The 25,027-nt window shown below is 71.9% G+C and carries 25 protein-coding genes; 16 read left to right on the top strand and 9 right to left on the bottom strand.

What is annotated here, in order from left to right; all coding sequences use genetic code 11:
• The first annotated feature begins 3 nt into the window (after window positions 1–3).
• Genes AQJ54_RS37020 through hutI form a run of 3 tightly spaced genes read left to right on the top strand, consistent with a single transcriptional unit; the run spans window position 4 to window position 3,817 of the window.
• On the top strand, window positions 4–1,206 hold the full coding sequence (locus AQJ54_RS37020) for an allantoate amidohydrolase (RefSeq protein ID WP_107121225.1): 1,203 nt from the start codon (window positions 4–6) through the stop codon (window positions 1,204–1,206).
• A complete protein-coding gene (locus tag AQJ54_RS37015; RefSeq protein ID WP_062245217.1) occupies window positions 1,203–2,543 on the top strand; it encodes a formimidoylglutamate deiminase in 1,341 nt (446 codons plus the stop codon). Before AQJ54_RS37020 ends, AQJ54_RS37015 begins: the two co-directional genes overlap by 4 nt.
• Window positions 2,540–3,817, top strand: a complete 1,278-nt coding sequence (gene hutI / locus AQJ54_RS37010) for an imidazolonepropionase (RefSeq protein ID WP_079070185.1) — start codon at window positions 2,540–2,542, stop codon at window positions 3,815–3,817. The genes AQJ54_RS37015 and hutI overlap by 4 nt, the downstream gene beginning before the upstream one ends.
• A 24-nt stretch (window positions 3,818–3,841) precedes the next feature.
• Here the strand turns inward: hutI and AQJ54_RS37005 are convergent, their stop codons facing one another.
• Window positions 3,842–5,485, bottom strand: a complete 1,644-nt coding sequence (locus AQJ54_RS37005; protein WP_062245214.1) for an RICIN domain-containing protein — start codon at window positions 5,483–5,485, stop codon at window positions 3,842–3,844.
• Window positions 5,486–5,673: 188 nt separating this feature from the next.
• Window positions 5,674–6,576 carry an RNA polymerase sigma factor SigF gene (locus tag AQJ54_RS37000; RefSeq protein WP_107121224.1) on the bottom strand — a complete coding sequence of 301 codons (903 nt, stop codon included), beginning with the start codon at window positions 6,574–6,576 and terminating at the stop codon, window positions 5,674–5,676.
• Window positions 6,577–6,825: 249 nt separating this feature from the next.
• Between AQJ54_RS37000 and AQJ54_RS36995 the strand changes: the two genes are divergently transcribed.
• From AQJ54_RS36995 to AQJ54_RS36970, 6 genes are all read left to right on the top strand, one after another.
• Window positions 6,826–7,206, top strand: a complete 381-nt coding sequence (locus AQJ54_RS36995) for an STAS domain-containing protein (protein ID WP_062029898.1) — start codon at window positions 6,826–6,828, stop codon at window positions 7,204–7,206.
• Window positions 7,207–7,431: 225 nt separating this feature from the next.
• Window positions 7,432–7,914, top strand: coding sequence for an ATP-binding protein (locus AQJ54_RS36990; RefSeq protein WP_062029896.1), 483 nt, complete (start codon window positions 7,432–7,434; stop codon window positions 7,912–7,914).
• A 404-nt stretch (window positions 7,915–8,318) separates the two neighbouring features.
• Window positions 8,319–9,032, top strand: coding sequence for an LPXTG cell wall anchor domain-containing protein (locus AQJ54_RS36985; protein WP_062245208.1), 714 nt, complete (start codon window positions 8,319–8,321; stop codon window positions 9,030–9,032).
• A 37-nt stretch (window positions 9,033–9,069) separates the two neighbouring features.
• Window positions 9,070–9,900 carry a COG1361 family protein gene (locus AQJ54_RS36980; RefSeq protein ID WP_062245205.1) on the top strand — a complete coding sequence of 277 codons (831 nt, stop codon included), beginning with the start codon at window positions 9,070–9,072 and terminating at the stop codon, window positions 9,898–9,900.
• Window positions 9,897–11,039, top strand: coding sequence for a hypothetical protein (locus AQJ54_RS36975; protein ID WP_062245201.1), 1,143 nt, complete (start codon window positions 9,897–9,899; stop codon window positions 11,037–11,039). The genes AQJ54_RS36980 and AQJ54_RS36975 overlap by 4 nt, the downstream gene beginning before the upstream one ends.
• 2 nt (window positions 11,040–11,041) lie before the next feature.
• On the top strand, window positions 11,042–12,346 hold the full coding sequence (locus tag AQJ54_RS36970; RefSeq protein ID WP_428843817.1) for a hypothetical protein: 1,305 nt from the start codon (window positions 11,042–11,044) through the stop codon (window positions 12,344–12,346).
• A gap of 102 nt (window positions 12,347–12,448) precedes the next feature.
• Here the strand turns inward: AQJ54_RS36970 and AQJ54_RS36965 are convergent, their stop codons facing one another.
• Window positions 12,449–13,993 (bottom strand): peptide MFS transporter, encoded by a 1,545-nt coding sequence (locus AQJ54_RS36965; RefSeq protein ID WP_062245199.1) that lies wholly within the window; start codon window positions 13,991–13,993, stop codon window positions 12,449–12,451.
• A gap of 296 nt (window positions 13,994–14,289) precedes the next feature.
• Between AQJ54_RS36965 and AQJ54_RS36960 the strand changes: the two genes are divergently transcribed.
• Together AQJ54_RS36960 and AQJ54_RS36955 are read left to right on the top strand one after the other, a co-directional pair.
• The gene (locus tag AQJ54_RS36960) at window positions 14,290–14,967 is read left to right on the top strand and encodes a response regulator transcription factor (RefSeq protein ID WP_007382513.1); all 678 of its coding nucleotides are present in this window, start codon (window positions 14,290–14,292) and stop codon (window positions 14,965–14,967) included.
• 32 nt (window positions 14,968–14,999) lie between these two features.
• The gene (locus tag AQJ54_RS36955; RefSeq protein WP_062029887.1) at window positions 15,000–16,274 is read left to right on the top strand and encodes an ATP-binding protein; all 1,275 of its coding nucleotides are present in this window, start codon (window positions 15,000–15,002) and stop codon (window positions 16,272–16,274) included.
• A gap of 123 nt (window positions 16,275–16,397) precedes the next feature.
• On the opposite strand, the gene AQJ54_RS36950 is transcribed toward AQJ54_RS36955, so the two are convergent.
• The gene (locus tag AQJ54_RS36950) at window positions 16,398–16,913 is read right to left on the bottom strand and encodes a GtrA family protein (RefSeq protein ID WP_062245196.1); all 516 of its coding nucleotides are present in this window, start codon (window positions 16,911–16,913) and stop codon (window positions 16,398–16,400) included.
• A 177-nt stretch (window positions 16,914–17,090) separates the two neighbouring features.
• Here AQJ54_RS36950 and AQJ54_RS36945 point away from each other — a divergent pair, with 177 nt between their 5' ends.
• The 4 genes from AQJ54_RS36945 to AQJ54_RS36930 all read left to right on the top strand — a co-directional run bounded on the left by AQJ54_RS36945 (window position 17,091) and on the right by AQJ54_RS36930 (window position 21,333).
• The gene (locus tag AQJ54_RS36945) at window positions 17,091–18,251 is read left to right on the top strand and encodes a 5-(carboxyamino)imidazole ribonucleotide synthase (RefSeq protein WP_062245193.1); all 1,161 of its coding nucleotides are present in this window, start codon (window positions 17,091–17,093) and stop codon (window positions 18,249–18,251) included.
• Window positions 18,252–18,271: 20 nt separating this feature from the next.
• The gene (purE, locus tag AQJ54_RS36940) at window positions 18,272–18,769 is read left to right on the top strand and encodes a 5-(carboxyamino)imidazole ribonucleotide mutase (RefSeq protein ID WP_062245192.1); all 498 of its coding nucleotides are present in this window, start codon (window positions 18,272–18,274) and stop codon (window positions 18,767–18,769) included.
• Window positions 18,766–19,953: a dipeptidase gene (locus tag AQJ54_RS36935; RefSeq protein WP_062245189.1), complete on the top strand. Its 1,188-nt coding sequence runs from the start codon at window positions 18,766–18,768 to the stop codon at window positions 19,951–19,953. Before purE ends, AQJ54_RS36935 begins: the two co-directional genes overlap by 4 nt.
• Window positions 19,954–20,220: 267 nt before the next feature.
• Window positions 20,221–21,333, top strand: coding sequence for a dipeptidase (locus AQJ54_RS36930; protein ID WP_062245185.1), 1,113 nt, complete (start codon window positions 20,221–20,223; stop codon window positions 21,331–21,333).
• Between the two features lie 12 nt (window positions 21,334–21,345).
• Here the strand turns inward: AQJ54_RS36930 and AQJ54_RS36925 are convergent, their stop codons facing one another.
• Window positions 21,346–21,738 carry a VOC family protein gene (locus AQJ54_RS36925; RefSeq protein ID WP_062029875.1) on the bottom strand — a complete coding sequence of 131 codons (393 nt, stop codon included), beginning with the start codon at window positions 21,736–21,738 and terminating at the stop codon, window positions 21,346–21,348.
• A gap of 27 nt (window positions 21,739–21,765) precedes the next feature.
• The gene (locus tag AQJ54_RS36920; protein WP_062029873.1) at window positions 21,766–22,125 is read right to left on the bottom strand and encodes a VOC family protein; all 360 of its coding nucleotides are present in this window, start codon (window positions 22,123–22,125) and stop codon (window positions 21,766–21,768) included.
• 118 nt (window positions 22,126–22,243) lie between these two features.
• Here AQJ54_RS36920 and AQJ54_RS36915 point away from each other — a divergent pair, with 118 nt between their 5' ends.
• Complete coding sequence (locus AQJ54_RS36915) at window positions 22,244–22,747, top strand: CGNR zinc finger domain-containing protein (RefSeq protein ID WP_062029871.1); 504 nt, start codon at window positions 22,244–22,246, stop codon at window positions 22,745–22,747.
• A gap of 28 nt (window positions 22,748–22,775) precedes the next feature.
• On the opposite strand, the gene AQJ54_RS36910 is transcribed toward AQJ54_RS36915, so the two are convergent.
• The 3 genes from AQJ54_RS36910 to AQJ54_RS36900 form a co-directional block, all read right to left on the bottom strand.
• A complete protein-coding gene (locus AQJ54_RS36910; RefSeq protein ID WP_062245182.1) occupies window positions 22,776–23,441 on the bottom strand; it encodes a cupredoxin domain-containing protein in 666 nt (221 codons plus the stop codon).
• The gene (locus tag AQJ54_RS36905) at window positions 23,438–23,896 is read right to left on the bottom strand and encodes a hypothetical protein (protein WP_062245179.1); all 459 of its coding nucleotides are present in this window, start codon (window positions 23,894–23,896) and stop codon (window positions 23,438–23,440) included. The genes AQJ54_RS36910 and AQJ54_RS36905 overlap by 4 nt, the downstream gene beginning before the upstream one ends.
• 110 nt (window positions 23,897–24,006) lie before the next feature.
• A complete protein-coding gene (locus AQJ54_RS36900) occupies window positions 24,007–25,005 on the bottom strand; it encodes a cupredoxin domain-containing protein (protein ID WP_062245176.1) in 999 nt (332 codons plus the stop codon).
• Window positions 25,006–25,027 lie beyond the last annotated feature (22 nt).

The following is a 25,027-nucleotide window of genomic DNA, read 5'->3' as shown; positions in this document are numbered from 1 at the left end:
TCCATGTGGCGCGAGCTGCTCCCCATCGGCCGCCACCCCGACTCCCACGGCTACCGGCGCTTCGCCTGGACCGGGGCCGACACCGAATGCCGGGCCTGGTTCAAGGAGCAGGCCGAGACCAGGGGACTGACCTACGAGGTCGACCGGAACGGCAACCAGTGGGCCTGGCTCGGCGACCCCACCGCCGGGGACGCCGTCGTCACCGGATCCCACCTCGACTCGGTGCCCGACGGCGGCGCCTTCGACGGCCCCCTCGGCGTCGTGTCCGCCTTCGCCGCGCTCGACGAACTCCGGGCCCGGCGCGCGGAGTTCGCGAGGCCCCTCGCCCTCGTCAACTTCGGTGACGAGGAGGGCGCCCGCTTCGGGCTCGCCTGCGTCGGCTCCCGGCTCACCGCCGGGCAGCTCACCGTCGAGCAGGCGCACCGGCTGACCGACGGGGACGGGGTCACGCTCCCGCGGGCCATGGAGGCCGCCGGACACGACCCCGACGGCATCGGGGCCGACCCGGAGCGGCTCGCCCGCATCGGCGCCTTCGTCGAACTGCACGTCGAACAGGGGCGGGCACTGGACCTCAGCGGCGACCGGGTCGGCATCGCCAGCGCCATCTGGCCGCACGGGCGCTGGCGGTTCGACTTCCGGGGCGAGGCCAACCACGCCGGCACCACCCGCCTCGTGGACCGGCGCGACCCCATGCTGTCGTACGCCGAGACGGTGCTCGCCGCCCGCCGCGAGGCCGAACTCGCCGGTGCCGTCGCCACCTTCGGCAAGATCTCCGTCGAGCCGAACGGCGTCAACGCCATCCCCTCCCTGGTGCGCGGCTGGCTCGACTCCCGCGCCGCGGACCAGGAGAGCCTCGACCAGGTGGTCGGCGGCATCGAGAAGGCGGCCCGGGAGTACGCCGACGCCCACGGCGTCGACCTCGACATCGTCCGGGAGTCCTTCACCCCCGTCGTCGAGTTCGACCACGCCCTGCGCGACGAACTCGCCCGCATCCTCGGCACCGACACCGACCTCAAGGTGCCCGTCCTCGGGACCGGGGCCGGACACGACGCGGGAATCCTGTCCGGGAGCATTCCGACCGCCATGCTGTTCGTGCGCAACCCCACGGGCGTCTCGCACTCCCCGGCGGAGTCCGCCGCCGAGGACGACTGCCTGGCCGGGGTCCTCGCGCTCGCCGACGTACTGGAAGGGCTGGCCTGCCGGTGACGACACCGAAGACCTACTGGCTGGAGCACGCCTGGCTCGACACCCACGTCGAGCCGGGTGTCGCCCTGGACGTGCGGGACGGCCGCATCGCCGCCGTCCGCACGGACACCGCCGTCCCGCCCCCCGGCGCCGAGATCCTGCGCGGACTGACCCTGCCGGGCCTGGCCAACGCCCACTCGCACGCCTTCCACCGGGCCCTGCGCGGCACCGTCCAGGTCGGCTCCGGGACCTTCTGGACCTGGCGCGAGGTCATGTACGCGGTCGCCGACAGGCTGACCCCCGAGACGTACCACGCGCTCGCCCGCGCCGTGTACGCCGAGATGGCACTGGCCGGGATCACCAGCGTCGGCGAGTTCCACTACCTCCACCACGCCCCCGGCGGCACCCACTACGCCGACCCCAACGCCATGGGCGAGGCCCTGATCGAGGCCGCCGCCGAAGCCGGCATCCGCATCACCCTCCTCGACACCGCCTATCTCTCCTCAGGCTTCGGACAGCCGCCCACCACCCACCAGCTCCGCTTCTCCGACGGCACGGCCGAGGAATGGGCCGCACGCTGTTCAGTTCTCAAGGAACGGGATCACGCACGGATCGGGGCCGCGATCCACTCCGTACGGGCCGTGCCCGCCGAGCAGTTGGCGACCGTGGCGGGCTGGGCCGGGGAGCGCGGGGCGCCGCTCCACGTCCATCTCTCCGAGCAGACCGCCGAGAACGAGGCCTGCCACGAGGTCCACGGCTGCACCCCGACCCAGCTCCTCGCCCTGCACGGGGTCCTCGGCCCCCGCACCACCGGCGTCCACAACACCCACCTCACCGCCGAGGACATCTCCCTCCTCGGCGGCAGCGGCACCGGCACCTGCATGTGCCCGACCACCGAGCGGGACCTCGCGGACGGCATCGGCCCGGCCGTCGCACTCCAGAACGAGGGCTCACCGCTCTCCCTCGGCTCCGACAGCCACGCCGTGATCGACCTGCTGGAGGAGGCCCGTGCGATGGAGCTGAACGAGCGCCTGCGCACCCGCACCCGGGGTCACTGGACGGCGGCGGCCCTTCTGCGGGCGGCTTCCGCCGACGGCCACGCGGCCCTCGGCTGGGACGAGGCCGGCATCCTGGAGCCGGGCGCGCTCGCCGACTTCACCACCGTCGCCCTCGACTCGGTCAGGACGGCAGGGCCGCTTCCGCGGCTCGGGGCCGAGACGGCCGTATTCGCCGCGTCGGCAGCGGACGTGTCGCACACGGTCGTGGCAGGTCGGCACGTCGTTCGGGACGGGGCGCACGCCCTCGTGCCGGATGTGCCGAAAGCCCTCGCGGACGCCGTCGCCGCCCTGCGCGGATGACACCGCGGAACCCCGGCAGCGAACCCGCCCCCACCGCCGACCAGGCCACCGAGGACGCCATGAACAACGCGACGACCGTCAGCCCCGCCCACTCGGCGAGCACCGCGAGCACACTCATCACCAACATCGCCGCCCTGGTCACCAACGACCCCTCCCTAGGTGACGGATCCCCCCTCGGACTGATCCAGGACGCGGCCGTCGCCATCGAGGGCGACCGCGTCGTGTGGACCGGTGATCAAAGCAAAGCACCCGCCACTGACAATCGGGTCGACGCAGGCGGAAGGGCGGTCCTGCCCGGCTTCGTCGACTCCCACAGCCACCTCGTCTTCGCGGGCGACCGCACCGAGGAGTTCAACGCCCGCATGTCCGGCCGCCCCTACACCGCGGGCGGCATCCGCACGACGGTGGCGGCGACGCGGGCGGCGAGCGACGACGCACTCGAACACAACCTCACCCACCACCTCGCCGAGGCCCTGCGCCAGGGCACCACGACCTTCGAGACCAAGTCGGGCTACGGACTGACCGTCCAGGACGAGGCGAGGGCCCTGCGGATCGCCGCCGCGCACACCGACGAGGTCACCTACCTCGGCGCCCACATCGTCCCGCCCGACCACGCCGACGACCCGGCGGCCTACGTGGCCCTGGTCACCGGCGAGATGCTGGACGCCTGCGCCCCGTACGCCCGGTGGATCGACGTCTTCTGCGAGAAGGGCGCCTTCGACGGCGACCAGGCCCGCGCGATCCTCACGGCGGGCAGGGCCAAGGGCCTGCACCCCCGCATCCACGCCAACCAGCTCACCCACGGCCCCGGCGTGCAGCTCGCCGTCGAACTCGACGCCGCCAGCGCCGACCACTGCACCCACCTCACCGACGCCGACGTGGACGCCCTGGCGAACAGCCGTACGGTCGCCACGCTGCTGCCCGGCGCGGAGTTCTCCACGCGCGCCGAGTGGCCGGACGCCCGCCGCCTCCTGGACGCCGGCGTCACCGTGGCCCTGTCCACCGACTGCAACCCGGGCTCCTCCTTCACCTCCTCCGTCCCCTTCTGCGTCGCCCTCGCGGTACGCGACATGGGGATGACCCCGGACGAGGCGGTCTGGTCGGCCACGGCGGGCGGGGCGGCGGCACTGCGACGCGAGGACATCGGGCGGCTGGCCCCCGGTGCGTACGCCGACCTGATCCTCCTGGACGCCCCCAGCCATGTGCACCTGGCCTACCGGCCGGGGGTGCCCCTGGTGAGCGGGGTGTGGCGACGGGGCGTACGCGTGGCCTGACGGTCTCAGCGCACCGCTGCGCCGTTACGACGCCCCCGCCCGCCACCGCTGTTCCGTGCCCCCGGTCAGCGGCTCCAGCGAGACCCCGTTCCCGCCGCCCGGCGTCACTCCCGTCTCGATCGCGATCGCCGGGCGGATCACGCCGTCGGAGTCCACCGTGAAGCGCAGGTTGTCGCCGTGGCTGCCCTCCACGGAGTCGCAGGACCAGATGCCGAGGCCCTTGTCGACGTCCCCGCGGCTGTCGAGGCAGAAGTCGGGGTCCGCCGCGGACTGGAGGACACCGCGGGCGGTGTCGGCACGCCAGCGCTGGGAGGCGGCCGAGGTGCAGGGGGCGGTGACGACGTCCGTGCCGTCGTCGAAGGCGCCGGAGACGTCCAGGCAGCGGGCCGTGGCGAGATTCACCACCTGGGCGTAGGAGCCGCCGGGCGCGCGGAACGGGGGTGGGCTCGTTCGGCGGGGCGGGGACGGGCTCGGGGACGCGGCAGGCGGTCTGCTCGACGAGGAGAGGGACGGAGACGGGGACGAAGAGGGCGAGGAAAGGGAAGGGGAGGGTGCGAGGGTCGGTGGGACCGTCGTGGTCACCGTCACCTGAGAGGGGCCCGGCAGCGCGGTGCCTGCCGCTTCCGAGGCCGGATCACCGTCCCGCGCCCCCAGGAACAGCAGCAGCGGCGCCAACGCCACCCCCAGTGCCGCCGACGCCAGCACGAGCCGCCGCGGCCGCGGCCAGGTCCCCGCGACCGCCCCCGGCATCGCCCGCCGACCCGACCGGGACCCGCCCGCCCCCGACCCCCGCGACCGGGACCCGCCGGCCCCCGACCCGTGCGAGGGCGGTCCCGCCTCCGACGGCCGCACTCCCGCCCCCGCGTCCCGCTCCGCCCGCACGTACGCCGCCCCGCCCCACGGCAGCAGCCCCTCCGCCAGGGCCGTCCGCGGGGTGTCGCGCAGTGCGCACTGTTCCTCGTGGGCGCCCGCGCAGTGCGGACAGTGGATCATGTGCGCGCGCAGATCGGCGCTGTCCCGGGGGTTGTCCGGACGTACGGACTCCTCGATGAGCCGGCGGAAGTCCGCGCAGCGGGGATCGTCCGAGGCGGCCAGGCGGGACCGCAGACAGGCCTGGGCGAGCGCGTTCAGGGCGCCCTCCGTGCCGTAGACCACGTCCTCGCGGGTGAGGCCCAGGTGGACGGCCGTGCGCTCCTCCGGCTCGGCCTCCACCAGGGCGTACCAGACGAGGCCCTGGACGCGGGCCGGAAGGGACTCGAAGGCGGTGAGCACGGGGGGTACAGGACCGTCGGGTCCGGAGGCGTTCAGGAGCAGCAGGACGCTCGCGTCCAGGCCGGCCGACCGCTGGTCCCCGGCCCACTGCGCGGCCGAGCGGGCCGTGAGCAGCAGGAGGCGGTGGCGCCAGGGGAGGCCGGGGTCGATCCCGCGGGCCGTCTCCCGGGCCGCGAGCGTGAAGGTCTGCGCGGCCAGCTGCCGGGCCGCGCTCTCCCCGGCCGTGCACAGGCGGGCGTAGGCCAGGACCGCGGGCTGGTGGCGGGCGCGGAGCTCCAGCAGGGCCGCGTACGCCGTGGTCGTGTCGGCGCGCAGCAGCTCGGTGAGACGGGCGTCGGACGCGCCGCCGTGCCCCCCTGCGGGTACGCCGCCCCCCGCCCCCTCGGCCCGCGCCATGCGCCCCTCCTCCTGACGTACCGGCCAGTCTGTGAGCGACCATAGTGAGGGAAGTGCACCCTGGGGGAAAGGGTTACTCCAAGTAACTATGGGGCGTCCGGCATGCGTGCGGACGCGCGCCCGGAACGCACGGTGCCCGGTGTCCCCATGGACACCGGGCACCCGCGCAGGTCAGTGGCGCCGACCCGTCACTCCTCGACGGTCAGGCCCTTGCGGAGCTTCACCAGCGTCCGCGACAGCAGCCGTGACACGTGCATCTGGGAGATCCCGAGCTCGTCGCCGATCTCCGACTGGGTCATGCCCGCGACGAAGCGCAGCGAGAGGATCGTGCGGTCCCGGGACGGCAGTTCGGCGATCAGCGGCTTCAGGGACTCGACGTACTCGATGCCCTCGAGCCCGTGGTCCTCGTAGCCGATCCGGTCGGCCAGCGCGCCCTCGGAGTCGTCCTCCTCGGGCTGGGCGTCCAGGGAGGCGGCGGTGTACGCGTTGGACGCCGCCATGCCTTCGACGACCTCCTCCCTCGACAGTCCGAGGCGCTCGGCGAGCTCGGCCACGGTGGGGGCGCGGTCGAGCCTCTGGGCCAGTTCGTCGCCGGCCTTGGCCAGGTCGAGCCGGAGCTCCTGAAGGCGGCGCGGCACCCGCACCGACCAGGACGTGTCCCGGAAGAAGCGCTTGATCTCGCCCACGATGGTTGGCATCGCGAATGTGGGGAACTCCACTCCGCGACTCAGTTCGAAGCGGTCGATCGCCTTGATCAGGCCGATGGTGCCGACCTGGATGATGTCCTCCATCGGTTCACTGCGGGAGCGGAACCGGGAGGCGGCGAACTTGACCAGGGCGAGGTTCAGTTCGACGAGCGTGTTGCGGACGTACGAGTACTCGTGCGTGCCCTCCTCCAGCGACTCCAGCCGCGCGAAGAGGGTCTTGGAGAGGGCTCGCGCGTCCATCGCTCCCACCTCTTCGAACGGCGGGATCTCCGGAAGCCCGGCGAGCACGTCGTCGTCGCTGTCCTGCTCGATGGGATTCAGATGTTCCGGGGGGGATGTCGACGTCGCCTGATGGGTATGCGAGGCGTCGAGCCGGGGTGACATGATGTCCTCCATCGTTCTCGGCATAAGGCTGCCGGAGCCATTCGTGCACTGCGGTGTGCGGCGCCTCCAAAGCCGGCCGTGTCGAGTACGTGTGTCTACTAGCCCTACCCGGTTTCCCGACACGACCGCAAGTGTGTTCTGTGCGGTTATGTCCGTTTGCGTGTGATTGTTCGGGTGTCGGAGGGTGTGGAGAAGGCGTAGTGTTCGAGGGCGTCATCAGCAGCCACGACGTCGGGAGAGAGAGACGGCATGGACCGCGGGACGGTCGGCAGCGCACAGTCTGGCCGGCTTCTGGTTGAGGTGCGGCAAGAGGGCTCCAGTGCCGTCGTGACTCCGGCAGGTGAGTTGGATCACCACACGGCCGATTTGTTGCGTGAGCCACTCGAGGACTGCCTCGCCAAGGGGAAGAGCCGGCTTGTCGTCGACTGCACACGGCTGGAGTTCTGTGACTCCACCGGACTGAATGTGCTGCTGGGGGCACGGCTGAAGGCCGAGGCGGCGGGGGGTGGCGTACATCTTGCGGGCATGCTGCCCGTCGTGGCGCGGGTCTTCGAGATCACGGGGGCCGACGCGGTCTTCACCGTGCACGACACGCTGGAAGAGGCCCTGGCCGACGGGGCCGGCGACTGAGACCCGAGCCGGGCGGCGGCCCCGGGGCCTCCGCTCGTGCCCGTTCGTCTCCTCCGACCGGCACTCATCGGGTGTCACACCCGGCGTGCGGGACATACGTCCCGAATAGAGGGGTGTTCCACCGGTCCGCTCGGGCAGGAGACATCCGTACTGACTGTTTTCGGTGAACGACCATGCAGTGACGTTTTGAATCGTGAACCGGTGAATCGGTGAGGTGAAGCGCTGATGAGCACCACCCGGCCCTACCCGCCGGGCGACCGTGACCCGGAGCCCGAGGCTGCCGCCGAGGTGCCGCAAGGACGGCAGGTCCGCCGGCTGAGCTTCGACGGCGAGAGTGCGGTCGTTCCGCTCGCGCGCGACTTCACCCGGCAGGCGTTGTACGCGTGGGGCTGGCTGCCGGCCGCGGGCGCGGACCAACGGGCCGCCGCGGAGGACGTCCTGCTCGTGGTGTCGGAGCTGGTCACCAACGCCTGCCTGCACGCGGAGGGGCCGGACCAGCTCCAGATCTCCTGCGACCGCAAGGTCATCAGGCTCGAGGTCTCCGACAAGGGCGCGGGTCAGCCGGCTCCCCGCTCACCGCACCGGGCCGGGCGGCCCGGCGGCCACGGGATGTTCATCGTGCAGCGGCTCTGCCTCGACTGGGGAGTCGTCCGCAGCCCCGGCGAGACCGGCAAGACGGTGTGGGCGGAACTGGGCGCCCCGGCCTGACCCTGCGGGGGCGGGACGGCGAGCGGCATGTTTCGGGGCTACCGCGTCGGACGCGTCGACGTTTCTGCTGAACTCCTACGGCTGCGCGGGTCGCGCCGGCTTGAGGGGTGGTTCAGGCCCCGTTTCGGGCTCTCCGACGGCGCCGGCCGCTGCGACGGTCGCGTTCAGGCCGCCTGGCGTGCGCCGCGCCTTGCCCGGCTGCCGGGGTGGCCCCCGGCCTGGTCGGCGTTCAGGTCCGCACCCGCCTTCTGCCGACCCGACTGATCCTCCGCTCAGCTCCTCCCGGTCCACCCGGCACTCCCGCACAGTTCCGGCGCTTCCTTTCTCTTCCTTCCTCCGGTACCCCGGCGTACCTTGACGGCCGATCTGATGTGCCGTCAGGAACGAGTAAGGGGAGCGGAACCGTGTCGTACCCGAAACGAACCGCCGCGCTCGCGTCCGTCGCGGCCCTGGCCGGCTCGGCGGTGCTGATGACCGCCCCCGCTGCCCATGCCGAGGTCGTGAACGTCAACTACCAGTGCAAGACCCCCATCGGCGACAAGAGCGCCGTCTCGCCCATCGACATCAAGGGCGTCAAGAGCGGCGGCGGATACAGGATCACCATGTCCTGGCAGAAGGGCGTCTCGTCCAGCCCCGTCGACCTCGGCAAGGGCGCGATGAACCCGAGCGCCACCATCAAACTGGGCGGCGCGGACAGCGGCACGATGAATGTGACCGGCCCCGCCAACCAGGCCGTCGTCCCCGCCAACACTCCCATCAAGATCAACGACCTGACCGGGACGTACACCCCGAAGAAGTCCGGGAAGGTCACCTTCACCGCGGGCGTGCTCACCATCAAGGCCCTCGGCACGACCACCACGTGCACGCCGACCAACAGCCCCGGCGCCTCCCTCACCCTGGACGTCACCGCCGCCTCCGGCTCCTCCGGCGGCAGCGGCTCCTCCGGCGGCACCCAGAGCGGCGGCAGCTCCGGCGGTTCCGGTGGAGCGCTCCCGCAGACCGGCCCCGAGGACTCGGCGATCGCCCTGGGCACCCTCGGCGGCACCGTGCTACTCGCGGGCGCCGCCGGCACCCTCTGGCTCACCCGCCGCCACCAGACGGCCCGCGCGCGCCGCTGAATCCGTACGACAGTCCGTACGACAGCTGGAGCCGCCCATGCCGTCCGCCGCCCGCACGCTGCCCCTGGCCCTCTCCCTGCCCCTGCTGCTCCTGCTGGGGCCCGTCCCCGCGGCCCGCGCCGCCGACGGATGGTCCCTCGCGCCCGCGGGCGGCGGCCGGCCCGCCTTCTACGCCGAGGGCGCGCCCGGGACGGTCGTCCAGGACACGGTGTCCGTGACCAACCGGGGCAGCCGGCCGGTCACCGTACGGCTGTCCGGCGCCACGTTCGCCCGCGGTTCCGTCCGGGTCCCGGCCCGCACCCGCGCCGACGTCCCCTTCACGGTGACCGTCCCCGACCGCGACCGCGGCACCCGGATCCTCGCGCGCGACGACACCGGCGGCACCCGGAGCCTCCCGGTCCACCTGCGCTCGACCGCCCCGGAGCTGTCCGCCCTGACCGTCGAACACGTCACGGTGCACGCCGACCGCATCACCTACGACGTCGTCAACCGCGGTACGACGCCCCTCACCCCGCGCGTCGCCGTACGCGCCGACGGCGTCCTCGGCCCCCTCCTCGACCTGCCCCCACGCACCCTCCCCGTCCCCCTCCCGCCCGGCTCGCGCCTGCACCTCACCGAGCCCTGGCCGGATCCGCCCGCCCTGGACGCGGTCGACGTCCGGCTCACGGTCACCGCGGCGGGCGGCGCCCACGACACCGCCGGCGCGTCCGCGCGGTTCGTGCCCTGGCGCGGGGTCGCCGGGACCGCGGCGGCGCTTGCGGCCGGGGGTGCCTGCTGGGTCGTACGCCGACGAACGCGCCGTACGGCCGGCCGCGCGCCCTCCGAAGCCCCCCGCACGGAAGCCGAGTTGACGGGAGCGACGACGTGAACCGGAAGCTTCGGACCGCGGTGCTGGTGGCGGTGCTCGCGCTGCTGATCGCCCCTCTCGCCTCTTTCGCCTCTTTCGCCGGGACCGCCGCCGCGGCCGGCCGGCCGAATGTCGAGCTGTCCAAGTCCCAGGCGGGGACCGGGGGTTCGATCACCGTGAGCGGCAGCGGCTGGCGGGAGCGGACGCTGCTGATGATCCTGATCTGCGGACAGGCCGTGCCCTCGCGCGGCGTACCCGGCGGCACCAACTCCTGTGCCAACGCCGACGGCCGGGCCGTCACCACCGACGCCAAGGGCGGCTTCAGCAGGAAACTGCCGGTCTCCGAACCGCCGGTGCCCTGCCCCTGCGTGGTGCACGTGGCCACGGTGACCGGCGCCAAGGCCGAGGCCGACGTGGTCTTCCAGGTGGCCGGGCACGCCGTGGAGCCGCTGCCTGCGGACACCTCAGGCGGGCGGTTGTCCGTCCTCACCGACACCGCCCTGAACGGCTCCAGTGGACTGCTGACCTGGTTCGGAGCACCTCCCGCCCGCACCCTGGTCTTCACCGTCGGCAACGTCGGCACCTCCGACGTCAGGAACCCGGTCTTCCAAGTCGGCACCGCCCACGGCGTGTTCGCCCCGCAGTGGGACGAGCAGCAGTGGCGCGGCACCATCAGGCCCGGCGGCAGGGCACGGATCGAACTGCCCGTCGAGCTCGCGGCCGGCGCGCACGGCGACTACACGGTGTCCCTGAAGTACGGCGGCAAGGTGCTCGCCGAGCAGCCCTGGGGCGTGGGCCGGCCCTGGGGCGTGACGCTGTTCTGGATCCTGGTCTGCCTGGTCGTGCCGGCGGCGCTGTTCCGCATCGGCATGGCCGTCGTGGACCGGGTGCGGCCGCGGCCCGCCGGCGGGGTCCGGCACCGCGGTGTGCGGCTGCCCGAACTCGCCCTGCACCTGCCGGGGTTCAAGCCCTCCACGGCCGCGCACGCGGCTCCTCCCAGCACCTCCACCCTGCCGTGGTTCACCCCGGACGCCGATCCGGGCGCGGCCGGTGGCCGGCTCTCCGCACCGCACGACGACAGCCCGACGAGTCCTGCGACTCCCACGAGTCCTCCGGCTCCCACGAGTCCTGCGACTCCCACCAGAGAGGGATCCACGTGAGCATGCGAAGGAGAGTCACACCGGCCGCCGGGCCGAGAAGAGCGGGTGCGGCCGGTGCGGCGCTGGCGCTGGTCGGGGCGGGCGTGGCGCTGGGCCTGGCGGCCGGGCCCGCGCAGGCCGCCGAGGTGTCGTTCGCGACCCGCTGCGTGCCGCCCGCGGGCGTCGGCCTCGACCCCGTCAACGGCACCACGAAGGTCGAGGTCACCGCCCCCGCCACGGCGAAGGTCGGTGACGAGATCACCGTGGTGTGGAAGTTCACCCAGGCCGCGTCCAAGAACCCGAACATCATCGACCTGCCCGCCAACTCGGTGCAGCCGACCGGCACTTTGAAGGCCGCCGGTGCGCAGAGCGCCGACATCGCGATGACCGGGCCGCGCGAGAACCCCGCCATCCCCAAGGGCGGCGACATGGTGCTGTCCGACATGAAGGGCACCCTGAAACTGACGGCGGCCGGGGAGCTGACGCTGACGCCGGGCGCCTACACGGTGAACGCGATGGGCACCAACACGGTGTGCACGCCGACCGAGACGGTCCCGAAGGCGGCGACGGTCACCGTGGCGCAGGGCAACGGGACGTCGACACCGGACCCGACGGACACCGCCACCCCGACTCCCACCCCCACCCCGACACCCACGAAGAGCCCGACCCCGAGCGCCACGGAGTCCTCGGGCGGCGGCCAGACCGACTTCACCGGCAAGGCAGTCTCCATCCCCTACACCTGCCAGTCGCCTCTCGGTGAGAAGAAGGCGACCTCCGAAATCCAGATCAACGCCAAGAAGGACGGCGGCAGTTACGGCATCACCGTGCAGTTCAAGAACTCCCCGATGGACAGCCCGGCCGACATCCCCGCGGACTCGGTGAAGCCCTCCATGGAGGTCACCCTGGGCGGTGCCGACACCGGCTCGGTCTCCGTCGAGGGGCCCACCAATTCCGCACCCATCAAGTCCGGCGACCCGATCGCGATCCCCGACATGACGGGCACCTACAAGCCGGGGGCGACGGGGGAGTCGACCCTGTCCCCGGGCGTCCTGACGATCAAGGCCCTGGGCACGACGACCACGTGCAAGCCCGACAAGACCGAGGTCTCCCTCACCCTCACCACGGAGAAACAGGAGGGCGGCGCGTCCGGCGGCACCTCGGGCTTGGGCGGCACGTCGGGCACCGGCGGCTCCTCCACCAGCGGCGGCCTGGCGGCCACAGGCGCGGACGACCACGCGGCCCTCAAGGCACTGGGCCTGGTGGCGGGCACGGCGGTGCTGCTGGGCGGGGCGGTGTTCACCTTCATGCCGGGAAGGAGGACCCGGTAGCCGACCTCAGGGGCGCGGGGAACCGCGCACGGTACGGGAAACCGACAGGGCCGCCGCCATCCACCCGGATCGCAGCGGCCCCTGTCGGTTCAAGCCGACGTACTAGCGAACGTCCCCCATGAGGGTCTTCACCTTGCGCCGGTACATCCACACCGCGAACCCGGCGAGAGCCGCGAGCGCGGCCTCACCGAAGACGGCCGCCGTCCCGCTGAGGTCGACCCCGGCGATCGCCGGGTTGGACAGCAGGCTGGTGATCGAGTCGCCCGCGGTCACCGCGAGGAACCAGACACCCATCATCTGCGAGGCGTACTTCGCGGGAGCCATCTTCGTGGTCACCGACAGACCCACCGGGGAGAGGCACAGCTCACCCACGGTCTGGATGAAGTAGATGCCGACCAGCCACATCGGGCTGACCGCGGTGCCGTTCGCCGCCATGGCGATCGGGATCAGGAAGAAGAAGAACGAGACGCCGATCAGGACCAGGCCCATCGAGAACTTCACGATGGTGCTGGGCTCCTTGCCCTTGCGGTTCAGCCACACCCACAGCCAGGCGAAGACCGGGGCCAGCGCCATGATGAACAGCGGGTTCAGCGACTGGTACCAGGAGGTCGGGAAGTCGAAGCCGAGCAGGGAGTCCGCCGTCTTCTGGTCGTTCGAGCCGAACGCCTGGACCGTGGACGCGCCCTGGTCGTAGATCATCCAGAACACGGCGGCCGCGACGAAGAACCAGATGTAGCCGGACATCTTCGACTGCTCGTCGTTCGTCAGCTCCTTGTCCCGCTTGATGCGCAGCAGCACACCCGCCGGGACGACCAGGCCGATGACGGTGAGCGGGATCATCGCCCAGTTCAGCGTGAAGTGGCCGGTGAAGCCGACGACGCCGTAGAAGACGGTCGCGGCGATGACCCAGAACAGGCCCTTGCGCAGCCAGGCCGCGCGCTCCTCGGCCGCCAGCGGCTTGGGGACGACGCTGCTGACCGGGCTCAGGTTGCGGGTGCCGAGCAGGAACGCGGCCAGGCCGATCGCCATGCCGACCGCGGCCATGCCGAAGCCGAGGTGCCAGCTGACCTCCTGGCCGACGGTGCCGATGGCCAGCGGGGCGAAGAAGGCACCGGCGTTGATGCCCATGTAGAAGATCGTGAAGCCGCCGTCGCGGCGCGGGTCGTCCGGGCCGTCGTAGAGGTGGCCGACCATCGTGGAGATGTTGGCCTTGAGCAGACCGGAACCGGCCGCGACCAGCGCCAGGCCCGCGAAGAACGGCGCCTGGCCGCCGGGCAGCGCCAGCGTGATGTGACCGGCCATGATCGTGACGGCGGCGATGGCCACCGTCTTGCGGGGGCCCCAGACGCGGTCGCCGAGCCAGCCGCCGGGCATGGCGAGCAGGTAGACCATCGCCGAGTAGACGGAGACGATCACGGTGGTGGTCGCCACGTCCATCGCGAGGCCGCCGCCCATGCTGCCCTTGCCGGCGTCGGGGCCGCCGGACAGCAGGTAGACGGTGAGCAGGGCCTTCATGCCGTAGTAGGAGAACCTCTCCCACATCTCGGTCATGAAGAGAGTGGCCAGTCCGCGGGGGTGGCCGAAGAAGGCTTTGTCGGAACCGGGGGTGCCCGGAGTCACCGAGTCCTTCGTCAGGCTGGACGCCATGGTCGTTCCTTGCTGGTGGGGATTACCGCACACAAAAGAGACCTTTGGCGACGGATGCGCGCCAAAGGTCCCCACGTTGCGACAGGCTTCGAGTCACCATACGGCAGGACAGTGCCGGAAATGGAAGGACTTGAGACCTGAATCACAGGTGCCGGTGGAACCGTACACCCGGTTTCTAAGGTCCCTACACGATTGCCATCCCACACTCACAGGTTCGCCCCACAATCGTGAAAGGTAAGAATCACGGGGTTGCGATCACACCGCAGCATCTGTCATGAGCGGTCTACCATCAGCTCATGACCCGTGTACTGCTCGCCGAGGACGATGCGTCCATTTCGGAGCCGCTGGCCCGCGCCCTGCGCCGGGAAGGGTACGAGGTCGAGGTGCGCGAGGACGGTCCCACCGCACTCGACGCCGGAATGCAGGGCGGCATCGACCTGGTCGTCCTCGACCTGGGTCTGCCCGGCATGGACGGCCTCGAGGTGGCCCGCCGACTGCGCGCCGAGGGCCACGCCGTACCCATCCTCATCCTGACCGCACGCGCCGACGAGGTGGACACCGTCGTCGGCCTGGACGCGGGCGCCGACGACTACGTCACCAAGCCCTTCCGCCTCGCCGAGCTGCTCGCCCGGGTCCGGGCGCTGCTGCGGCGCGGCGCCGCGGAGCCGGCCCAGCCGCCCGCCACGCACGGCGTGCGCATCGACGTCGAGTCGCACCGCGCCTGGATGGGCGACGAGGAACTCCAGCTCACCGCGAAGGAGTTCGACCTGCTGCGGGTGCTGGTGCGGGACGCCGGCCGGGTGGTGACCCGGGACCAGCTGATGCGCGAGGTCTGGGACACCACGTGGTGGTCGTCGACCAAGACGCTGGACATGCACATCTCGTGGCTGCGCAAGAAGCTCGGCGACGACGCGGCGAACCCGCGGTACATCGCGACGGTACGAGGCGTGGGCTTCCGCTTCGAGAAGAGCTGAACCCCGGCCACTCGACCAGCAGGTAAGAGGACATGCGCCGTCGACTGATCCAGTCCACGCTCGCCGTGGTGCTCGTGGTGATCGCCGTCTTCGGCGTGTCCCTCGTCATCGTCGAGACCCGCACCATCAGCAACAGCGCTCAGGAGCGGGTGGACTCCGAGGCGATCCGGCTGGCCGGGATCGTGGACAGCCGGCTGTTCGCCGCCGAGGACGTGACCGGGGAGATCCTGCGCGACCAGGTCGCGCAGGAACGGTACGCCGTGATCCGGATCCCCGGTAAGGACCCGATCGAGGTCGGCACCAGGCTCTCCGGTGAGGTCATCAGCTCCACGCAGGAGGGCGAGGAGGGCGAGACGGTCACCGTTCAGGAGCCGCGCTCCTCGGTGACCCGCGAGGTCGGTCGCACCCTCCTGATCATCGGCCTGGTGGCCCTGCTCGCGGTGATCGCCGCCGTACTCCTCGCGATCCGCCAGGCCAACAAGCTCGCCTCGCCGCTCACCGACCTCGCCGAGACCGCCGAACGCCTCGGCTCCGGCGACCCGCGCCCCCGTCACAAGCGCTACGGCGTCCCCGAGCTGGACCGGGTCGCCGACGTCCTGGACTCCTCCGCCGAGCGCATCGCGCGCATGCTCACGGCGGAACGGCGGCTGGCCGCGGACGCCTCGCACCAGCTCCGCACGCCGCTCACCGCCCTGTCGATGCGGCTGGAGGAGATCACCCTCACCGACGACCCGGACACGGTGAAGGAGGAGGCGAACGTCGCGCTCACCCAGGTGGAGCGGCTGACGGACGTGGTCGAGCGGCTGCTCACCAACTCCCGTGACCCGCGCGCCGGCAACGCCGTCACCTTCGACCTCGACGAGGTCATCCAGCAGCAGCTCGCGGAGTGGCGGCCCGCCTACCGCAGCGCGGGCCGGGCCATTGTCAGCTCGGGCAAACGGCACCTCACGGCGGTCGGCACGCCGGGCGCGGTCGCGCAGGTCCTGGCCGCGCTGATCGAGAACTCCCTCATGCACGGCGGCGGCACGGTGGCGCTGCGGACGCGGGTCACCGGCAACCAGGCGGTCATCGAGGTCACCGACGAGGGGCCCGGCGTCCCCGCGGACCTCGGGGCGCGGATCTTCGAGCGCACGATCAGCGGGCGCAACTCCACGGGGATCGGTCTCGCGGTGGCCCGGGATCTCGCGGAGGCGGACGGGGGCCGTCTGGAGATGCTCCAGGCTCAGCCGCCGGTGTTCGGGCTGTTCCTGTCGCGGACGCCGCTGAGGTCGTCGTTGGTGGACGACGACGAGCCGATGGTGAGATAGAGCGGCGGTGGGTCTTCGGGTGCGGGGACGAAGCTCTCAGGGGCGCGGGGCTGTGTCGATATGCGGCTCCGCCGCGTGGGCGCAAAACCCCCGCCCCCACCGGCCCGCACCCGAAAGCGCGCGTCAGAGAACCCGCTGGCGCGGCCGGAGCTTCCTCGCCGCTGCCTTCTCCGCTTCCTCCAGGAAGGACTCCGCGCTGGCCACGGCCTCCCGGGCCGGGAGGGTCTTGAAGACCCAGCTGCGGTAGGACCAGAACCGGAACAGGGTCGCGATGCCGATGCCGAGGAACTTGAAGATGTTGCTCTGGAGCGGGCTGTCCCAGCCGAAGCCGTAGGTCGCGGCGTACAGGATGCCGTTCTCGATGACCAGGCCGACCGCGCTGAACAGCAGGAACAGGGTCAGTTCCTTGGTGCGGCCGCTCTTGTCGCGGTCACGGTAGGTGAAGTACCGGAACCCGATGTAGTTGAAGACGATCGCCACCACCGTGGCGATGACGCTCGCGCGGACCACCGGAAGGTCGGTGAGATGCCGGACGAGGTTGAAGACGGCGAGGTTGACCAGGAGGCCCGCACCGCCGACCGCGCCGAACTTGGCGACCTCGCGAACGACCCTCCGCAGCCCTGAGGAACCATGTCCCATGGTTGTACAGTCCCCCAGTCGGGTCGGTCAGTCGAGTGATTTCGTCAACTCAGCCATGCTAACCATCCCCCCTACCGGTTGCCTGTGGATGAACTCACACACAGGGAAACAAGCTGGTAAGAGGACCGGAAGAGGCGCGGAATCCGGCCGCCGTGGCGCGACCGATACCCTGAGGGCGTGACGTTCCCGGTAGTCGGCATGGTCGGCGGGGGCCAGCTCGCGCGTATGACACACGAAGCAGGCATCCCGCTCGGCATCAGGTTCAAGCTCCTCAGTGACACCCCTCAGGATTCCGCGGCGCAGGTGGTGAGCGATGTCGTCATCGGCGACTATCGCGACCTCGACACGCTCCGCGAGTTCGCGAAGGGCTGCGACGTGATCACCTTCGATCACGAACACGTACCCACCGAGCACCTCAGAGCCCTGGAGGCGGACGGCATCCCCGTACGCCCCGGCCCCGACGCGCTCGTGCACGCCCAGGACAAGGGGGTGATGCGCGCGAGGCTCACCGAGATCGGCGTGCCGTGCCCCCGGCACCGGATCGTGAGCGACCCGGCCGACGTGGCCGCGTTCGCCCGCGAAGGCCTCCCTGAAGGCGCCGAGGGCGACGGCTTCCCCGTCGTCCTCAAGACCGTCCGCGGCGGCTACGACGGCAAGGGCGTGTGGGTCGTGGACTCCGTCGAGGAGGCCGCCGACCCCTTCCGGGCCGGCGTCCCCGTCCTCGCCGAGGAGAAGGTCGACTACGTCCGCGAGCTCGCCGCCAACGTCGTACGGTCGCCGCACGGCCAGGCCGTCGCCTACCCGGTCGTCGAGTCCCAGCAGGTCGACGGCGTCTGCGACACGGTGATCGCCCCCGCGCCCGACCTGGACGAGGCCCTCGCGCTGAAGGCCGAGGAGATGGCCCTGTCGATCGCCAAGGAACTGGGCGTCGTCGGCCACCTCGCCGTCGAGCTGTTCCAGACCCGCGACGGCCGCATCCTCGTCAACGAACTCGCGATGCGCCCGCACAACTCCGGCCACTGGTCGATGGACGGCGCGATCACCAGCCAGTTCGCCAACCACGTCCGGGCCGTCCTGGACCTCCCGCTCGGCGACCCGCGCCCCCGCGAGAAGTGGACCGTCATGGTCAACGTCCTCGGCGGCGACTTCCCCGACATGTACTCCGCGTACCTGCACTGCATGGCCCGCGACCCCAAGCTGAAGATCCACATGTACGGCAAGGACGTGAAGCCCGGCCGCAAGGTGGGCCACGTCAACACCTACGGCGACGACCTGGACGACGTTCTCGAACGCGCACGTCACGCTGCCGGCTACCTGAGAGGCACGATCACAGAATGAGCCCCGTTGTAGGCATCGTCATGGGGTCGGACTCCGACTGGCCCGTCATGGAGGCCGCCGCCCAGGCGCTCGACGAGTTCGAGGTCGAGTACGAGGTCGACGTCGTCTCCGCGCACCGGATGCCGCGCGAGATGATCGCGTACGGCGAGCAGGCGGCCGAGCGGGGCCTGAAGGTGATCATCGCGGGTGCCGGAGGAGCCGCCCATCTGCCGGGCATGCTCGCCTCCGTCACCCCGCTCCCCGTCATCGGCGTCCCGGTGCCGCTGAAGTACCTCGACGGCATGGACTCGCTGCTGTCGATCGTGCAGATGCCGGCCGGCGTCCCGGTCGCGACCGTCTCCGTCGCCGGCGCCCGCAACGCCGGTCTGCTCGCGACCCGTATCCTCGCCGCCCACGACGATGAACTCCTCGGCCGGATGCGGGAGTTCCAGCAGGAACTGAACGACCAGGCCACCGAGAAGGGCAAGCGCCTCAGGGCCAAGGTCGAGGGCTCCAACGGCTTCGGCTTCGGCAAGTGACGGCCGCGGCACAGCTGGCGGCGGCCCGGGAACTCCTGAGCGAGTTCCCGGTCGTCGACGGCCACAACGACCTGCCCTGGGCCCTGCGCGAACAGGTCCGCTACGACCTCGACGCCCGGGACATCGCCACCGACCAGTCGGCCCACCTGCACACGGACATCGCCCGGCTGCGGGCCGGCGGGGTCGGCGCGCAGTACTGGTCGGTGTACGTCCGCTCGGACCTGCCCGACGCGGTGCCGGCGACCCTGGAACAGATCGACTGCGTACGGCAGCTCCAGGCGCGGTACGCCGACACCCTGCGGCCCGCGCTCACCGCCGCGGACATGGAGGCGGCCCGCCGGGAAGGCCGTATCGCCTCCCTCATGGGCGCCGAGGGCGGCCATTCCATCGCCAACTCCCTGGCGACGCTACGCGCGTTGTACGCGCTCGGCGTGCGCTACATGACCCTCACCCACAACGACAACGTGGACTGGGCGGACTCGGCGACCGACGAGCCCGGCGTCGGGGGCCTGTCGGCGTTCGGCCGCGAGGTCGTGCGGGAGATGAACCGCGAGGGCATGCTCGTGGACCTCTCGCACGTGGCGGCGACGACCATGCGGGACGCGCTGGACGCCACGAGCGCGCCGGTGATCTTCTCGCACTCCTCCGCGCGAGCGGTGTGCGACCACCCGCGCAACGTCCCCGACGACGTCCTGGAACGCCTCCCCGCCAACGGCGGCATGGCGATGGTGACCTTCGTGCCGAAGTTCGTGCTCCAGGCCGCCGTCGACTGGACGGCCGCCGCCGACGAGAACATGCGCGAGCACGGCTTCCACCACCTCGACACCACCCCGGAGGCGATGAAGGTGCACCGCGCCTTCGAGGAGCGCACCCCGCGCCCCGTCGCCACGGTCGCGACGGTGGCCGACCACCTCGACCACATGCGCGAGGTGGCGGGCGTCGACCACATCGGCATCGGCGGCGACTACGACGGCACCGCCTTCACCCCGGACGGCCTCGACGACGTCTCCGGCTACCCGAACCTCGTCGCGGAACTCCTCGACCGCGGCTGGTCCCGCCCCGACCTCGCCAAGCTGACCTGGCAGAACGCGGTCCGGGTGCTGGGCGCGGCGGAGGACGTGGCCCGTGATCTTCAGGCCACGCGGGGCCCGTCGAACGCGACCCTCGCCGCACTCGACGGCTGAGCGTCCAGGGCGGGGTGGACGGTGTGTCCGTCGGCCCCGCCCACGTACTTCAGGTTGCGGTCCCGCACCCCCTCACCTCTCGGCTCACGGGCCCTCCCTCGGGGCGCCCGACCGCCTCCGACCTCGTCCTGCGCGGGGTGCCGCGGACGTGGTCCCGCGCAGATCCGGGCCGTACCCCCGAACGCCCCGTCCACCAGGAAGCGCCCCGCACCCCGTGCGACGGTGACCGTACGGCGATCAGGAAGATCACGACGTACGGAGCCCGTCATGGCAGACCTCCAGGACGAACTGCACCCCCCGGCCGAGGTGGGAGAGCTGGCCCAGCTCTTCGGGGCCGTGCCGGAGCTGCACACCCCCGTCTCCGACCCGGACGCCGAGCCCCTGGACCGTGCCCGCGCCCTCCTCGCCGCGCACCCCGTCGCCGACGGCTACAGCGGACTGCCCTGGGCGCTGCGGCACCTGCCCTGGTTCGACCTGGAACTCGGCGAGAGCGCCGTGGACACCGATGTGCCCCGGCTCAGGGAGGGACACGTGGGCGCCCTGCTGTGGTCGCTGCACCTGCCCGAGGGCCTCGACGGGGACCGTGCGGTGGGGGCCACGCTGGAACAGCTCGACCTGGTCAAGACGGTCGTACGGAACCATCCCGAGGGCCTGCGCCTGGCCCGTACGGCGGGACAGACCACCGACGCCCACCACTGCGGCCGCGTCGCCGTCCTGCTCGGCCCCGCCGGTGCCGCCGCCCTTGGCGACTCGCTCGGCATCCTGCGCTCCCTGCACGCCCTAGGCCTGCGCGCCCTCACCCTGTCCGGGGTGTCCTGGGCGAGCGAGGCGGGACTGACCCGGTTCGGCGAGGAGGTGCTGCGCGAGATGAACCGGCTCGGTGTCCTCGCCGATCTCTCCGGGGCCTCCGGGGACACCATCCGGCGGGTCCTCGCGGTCTCCAAGGCGCCCGTGCTGTTCACCCGCTCCGCCGCCCGCGCCCTGCGCCCGCACCCCGCCAACCTCCCCGACGACCTGCTCAGCGAGCTGGGCGCCGCCAAGGGGCTGTGCATGGTGCCGCTGACCGCCGAGCAGACCGGGCCCACGGTCCGGGACGTCGCCGACCACCTCGACCATGTCCGCGAGGTCGCCGGCGTCGAGTGCGTGGGCCTGTCCGGCACCTACGACGCCGGGACCGCGCACCCCCAGGAGCTCGGCGACGCCTCCTGCTACCCGCACCTCGTCGCCGAACTGCTGCGCCGCGGCTGGGCGGAGGCCGACCTCGCCCTGCTGACCTGGGGGAACGTCCAGCGGGTACTGCGCGAGTCCGACTTCACCGCGCGGGCGGCACAGCAGCGCCGGGAACCGTCCACGGCGAAGATCGCCGACCTGGACGGCTGACCGGCCGCCGCCCTACGAAGCGTCGATCCGGCACAGGCAGAACGGATGCCCCGCCGGGTCCGCGTACACCCGGAAGTCCTCCTTGCTCTCGCCGGACTCGGCGTGCAGCAGCCGCGCGCCCAACTTCAGCACCTTGGCCTCGGCCGCCTCGATCTCCTCCCAGGTGCTGCCGGCGTCGAGGTCGAGGTGGAACTGCTGCGAGTTGCGGTCGGCGCGCGGCCACTCCGGCGGGGTGAACCCCGGGGCGCTCTGGAAGGCGAGGCGTGGCCCGGCGGGGACCCGCAGGACGACCCAGTCGGGGTCGTCGTCCTCCGGAGTGCCGCCCACGATGCCCGCGTAGAAGCGGGCCAGCGCACGCGGGTCGGGGCAGTCGAGCACGACGGAACGGAAGCGGGCGACGGTCACGAGGGCTCCTCCTGGTCGGCGGTCGTCTCAGCAGGCGCAGAGGCAGAACGGGTGCCCAGCCGGGTCGGCGTACACCCGGAAGCTCCGGGAGCGGTCCTCGGTGTCCAGCGGCGTGGCCCCGAGTGCCAGCACCTCCTTCTCGGCCGCGTCCAGGTCCGGGACGCTCAGGTCCAGGTGGAACTGCTGCGAGGCGTCGGGTGCGGGCCACTTGGGCGGTACGAATCCGGGGGCGGCCTGGAAGGACAGCGTCTGTCCGCCCGGGGCCTTGAGGTCCACCCAGTCGCCCTCGCCCTCGACGGTGCCGCCGAGGACACCGGCGTAGAAACCGGCGAGTGCGCGGGGGTCGGGACAGTCCAGTACGACGGCTCCGAGTTCGGCGACGGCCATGGCTTCCTCCTTGAAGCGACGGTTACCTGTAGAGACGGGTAACCAGTAACGGTTACCGCATGCTCCCGTATAGGAGGTAACGTCGCAAGGGGATTCCCGAGGTAGGTAGCGTGCAGCCATGAGTGAGCGATCGCCCGCGCCCGGCGGACTGACCCTGGTCCAGTCCCTGGTCAACACGCTCGACCTGGAGTCGGGCGCGGATGCGCTGGACACGGCGGAGGGGCGGGAGCGGTTCGGGATCGCCGAGGGCGAGGCGGCCGGGGCCCGCGAGCTGCGGGAGTCGCTGCGGGTCGCCCTGCTGGCCCACGCGGGGCATCCGGCGCACCGCTCGGTGACGCCGCTGGGCGAGCTGCTGGCGGCGGCCCCGCTGCTGGTGACGGTGTCCCCGTCCGACGGCTCGGCCGCCCTCGCCCCCGCCGACACCGGGCCCCTGCTCTCCCGCGTCGCCGCCGCCGTCGCCGAGTCGCTGGTCGCGGGCACGTGGACCCGGCTGAAGGCCTGCGAGGCCGTGGACTGCCACTGGGCGTACTACGACCGCAGTCCGGCGGGGCGGGGGCGGTGGTGCTCGATGCAGGTGTGCGGGGCCCGGGCGAAGATGCGGCGGTACCGGGCGAAGGCGTGAGCGCGAGACGTGTGAGCGCGCGCTCGCCTCAGGCTTCCTCCTCCCGTGCTCGGGCTGTCCGTGAGCCCACCAGCAGGAGGCACAGGACGGCGACTCCGGCCACCAGGCCCGCCAGCAGCAGGAGGGGGTCCAGCGGGCGGACCGTCGAGGCCGTCGTCGTGGTCGCGGGCGCGGGCGTCGACTGCGGTGACGGCTGCGCCGACTGCGATACGGCGGCCTCGGACGCCGTGGGGGTCGGAGTCGGCGACGGCATCGTCATCGCCGGTGCCGAGTGGGTCGCCGACGAATGGGCCGGACGCGACGAGGCCCGGGGCACCGTGGTGTGCACATGCTCCGCCGAGTGGGTCGGCGCCGGGGCCGCCGCCCGCACCGTGATCCCGGCCGTCATGTCCGGATGGACCGTGCACACATAGCCGTAGGAACCAGCCGTGGCGAACGTGAAACTCCAGCTCTCGCCCTTGTTCAGCATGGGGGAGTGGATCGAGAGCGGGCCGGAGGTGGTCTTCACGTCGTGCGGGGCGGTGTCGTAGTTGGTCCACGTGACCGTGGAGCCCGCGGGGACGCTCAAGGAGGCGGGCGAGAAGGCGTAGCCCTTCATGGCGACGGAGTAGGACGCGGCCGACGCCCGGCCCGCCGGGAGCAGCCAGACCGTGAGGAGGGCGAGCGCGGCCGCGGCCCGCAGCAGCGCCCTCACGAGAACTCCGCCGCGACGAGCAGCCTGAGCCGCGTGGCCGGAAGACGCCACGGCAGCCGGAACCCGGTGGCCCGGCGCAGCAACCGGTACGGCAGCCGGGCCGTGCCCACGACGAGCAGCCGGTCCCCGGCACGGTCGACCACCCGCAGCCGCAGGAGGACGGGGAAGGCCGTGCCGTCGATGGCGAGGTCGGCGGTGAGCTGGAGGCGGTCGCCGGGCAGGTCCTCGACCCGCTCGGAGGTGAGGACGGCCCGCAGCTCGCGGTCGTCGAACTCGAAGCGGAAAGCGGGCTGTCCGGCCTCCGCGGGCAGGTCCAGGGCCGCCGCGGCGAGCGGCACCCGCCGTCGCCGTACGGGCAACGGGCCGTACCAGGCGGTGAGTTCGGCGAGCGAGCGGCCGGGGGGCACGGAAAGGCGGCGCGGTGGTGGAACAGTGGGCAGAGTGACGGTTGTCATCCCCGAACTCCTTGGAAAGCGGTTCCCGAAATGTGGCGGGGGTGTGGAGAATGGGCGCGAGCGCCGCTCCGGCCGACTGAGCCTCGGCCGGAGCGGCGCTCACCCATGCGTCAGCAGCTGGCGGTGAGGAAGTCCGTGGTGGGCGTGAGCATGTGCCCGGCCCAGACGGTGTGCATCTTCACGTAGCTGTCGACGTCGAGCAGGTCCGTGACCTGCTGCCCGAGCGACTCCTCCAGGTGTGCCGAGTAGATGTGCTGGAGCAGCACGGTGAGGGTGTCGTCGGCCACCGAACCCCCGTCGGCGACGGCGGGCTTGAGGATGGACTCGATCCACACGGTGTGCATCTTGAGATACGAGTCGAGCGCGAGCGCGTCCTGCACCTGCTGCCCCGGTGACTCGTTCAGGTGGGCCGCGTAGAGGTGCTGGATGATCGGCAGGAGCTCGTTGCGGATGCTGGCGCACTGCTCGCCGGAGCCGTCACCGCTGCCGCCCGTGGGCGTGGCGGTGGGAGTGGCCGTGGGGGTCGCGGTCGGCATGCCGGTGTGGGTCGGCGTGGGGGAGGCCGTGGGCGTGCCCGTGGGGGCCGTCGTGGGCGTCGCGGTCGGTGTGGGTGTCGTACCGCCACCGCCGGAGGCCGCCACGACCTTCACGGAGGACACCATGTCCGGGTGCACCGCGCAGTAGTACTCGTACGTCCCCACCTTGGTGAAGGTGTACGACCACGACTGGCCCTGCTTGAGCGTCCCCGAGTCGAAGGCCACCGGGGCCTTGGTCGTGGTCACCGTGTGCGGCGCGCTGTCGTGGTTGGTCCACCGGACGGTCTGCCCGACCTCCACGACCAGCTGCTTGCCGTCGCCGAACTTGTACCCCGTGATGTCGACCTGGTGGTCGGGGGCGGCGGCGGCCTTCATGTCGGCCGCCGCGGCCGCGGGCGCCTGAGCCGCGCCCGCCGCCTGCTGCGAGGCCGTGGTGGAACCCGTGGCCGCGCTCAGCAGCCCGAGACTGAGCACGGCGGCGAGGGCCGCGCCGAGGCCGGCGAACAGCAGGGACCGGTTCCCCGCCTTCCCGGCGGGCGGCCTGCGCTCACCGGTGTCGTCACTTCTCTTCACTACAACTCCTTCTGACTTTGGG

Origin of the sequence: Streptomyces griseorubiginosus, from assembly GCF_001514195.1 — a bacterium.
Lineage (GTDB): Bacteria > Actinomycetota > Actinomycetes > Streptomycetales > Streptomycetaceae > Streptomyces > Streptomyces griseorubiginosus.
Note: the sequence above shows the minus strand (reverse complement) of the source record. Positions and strands in the feature narration are given on the sequence as shown.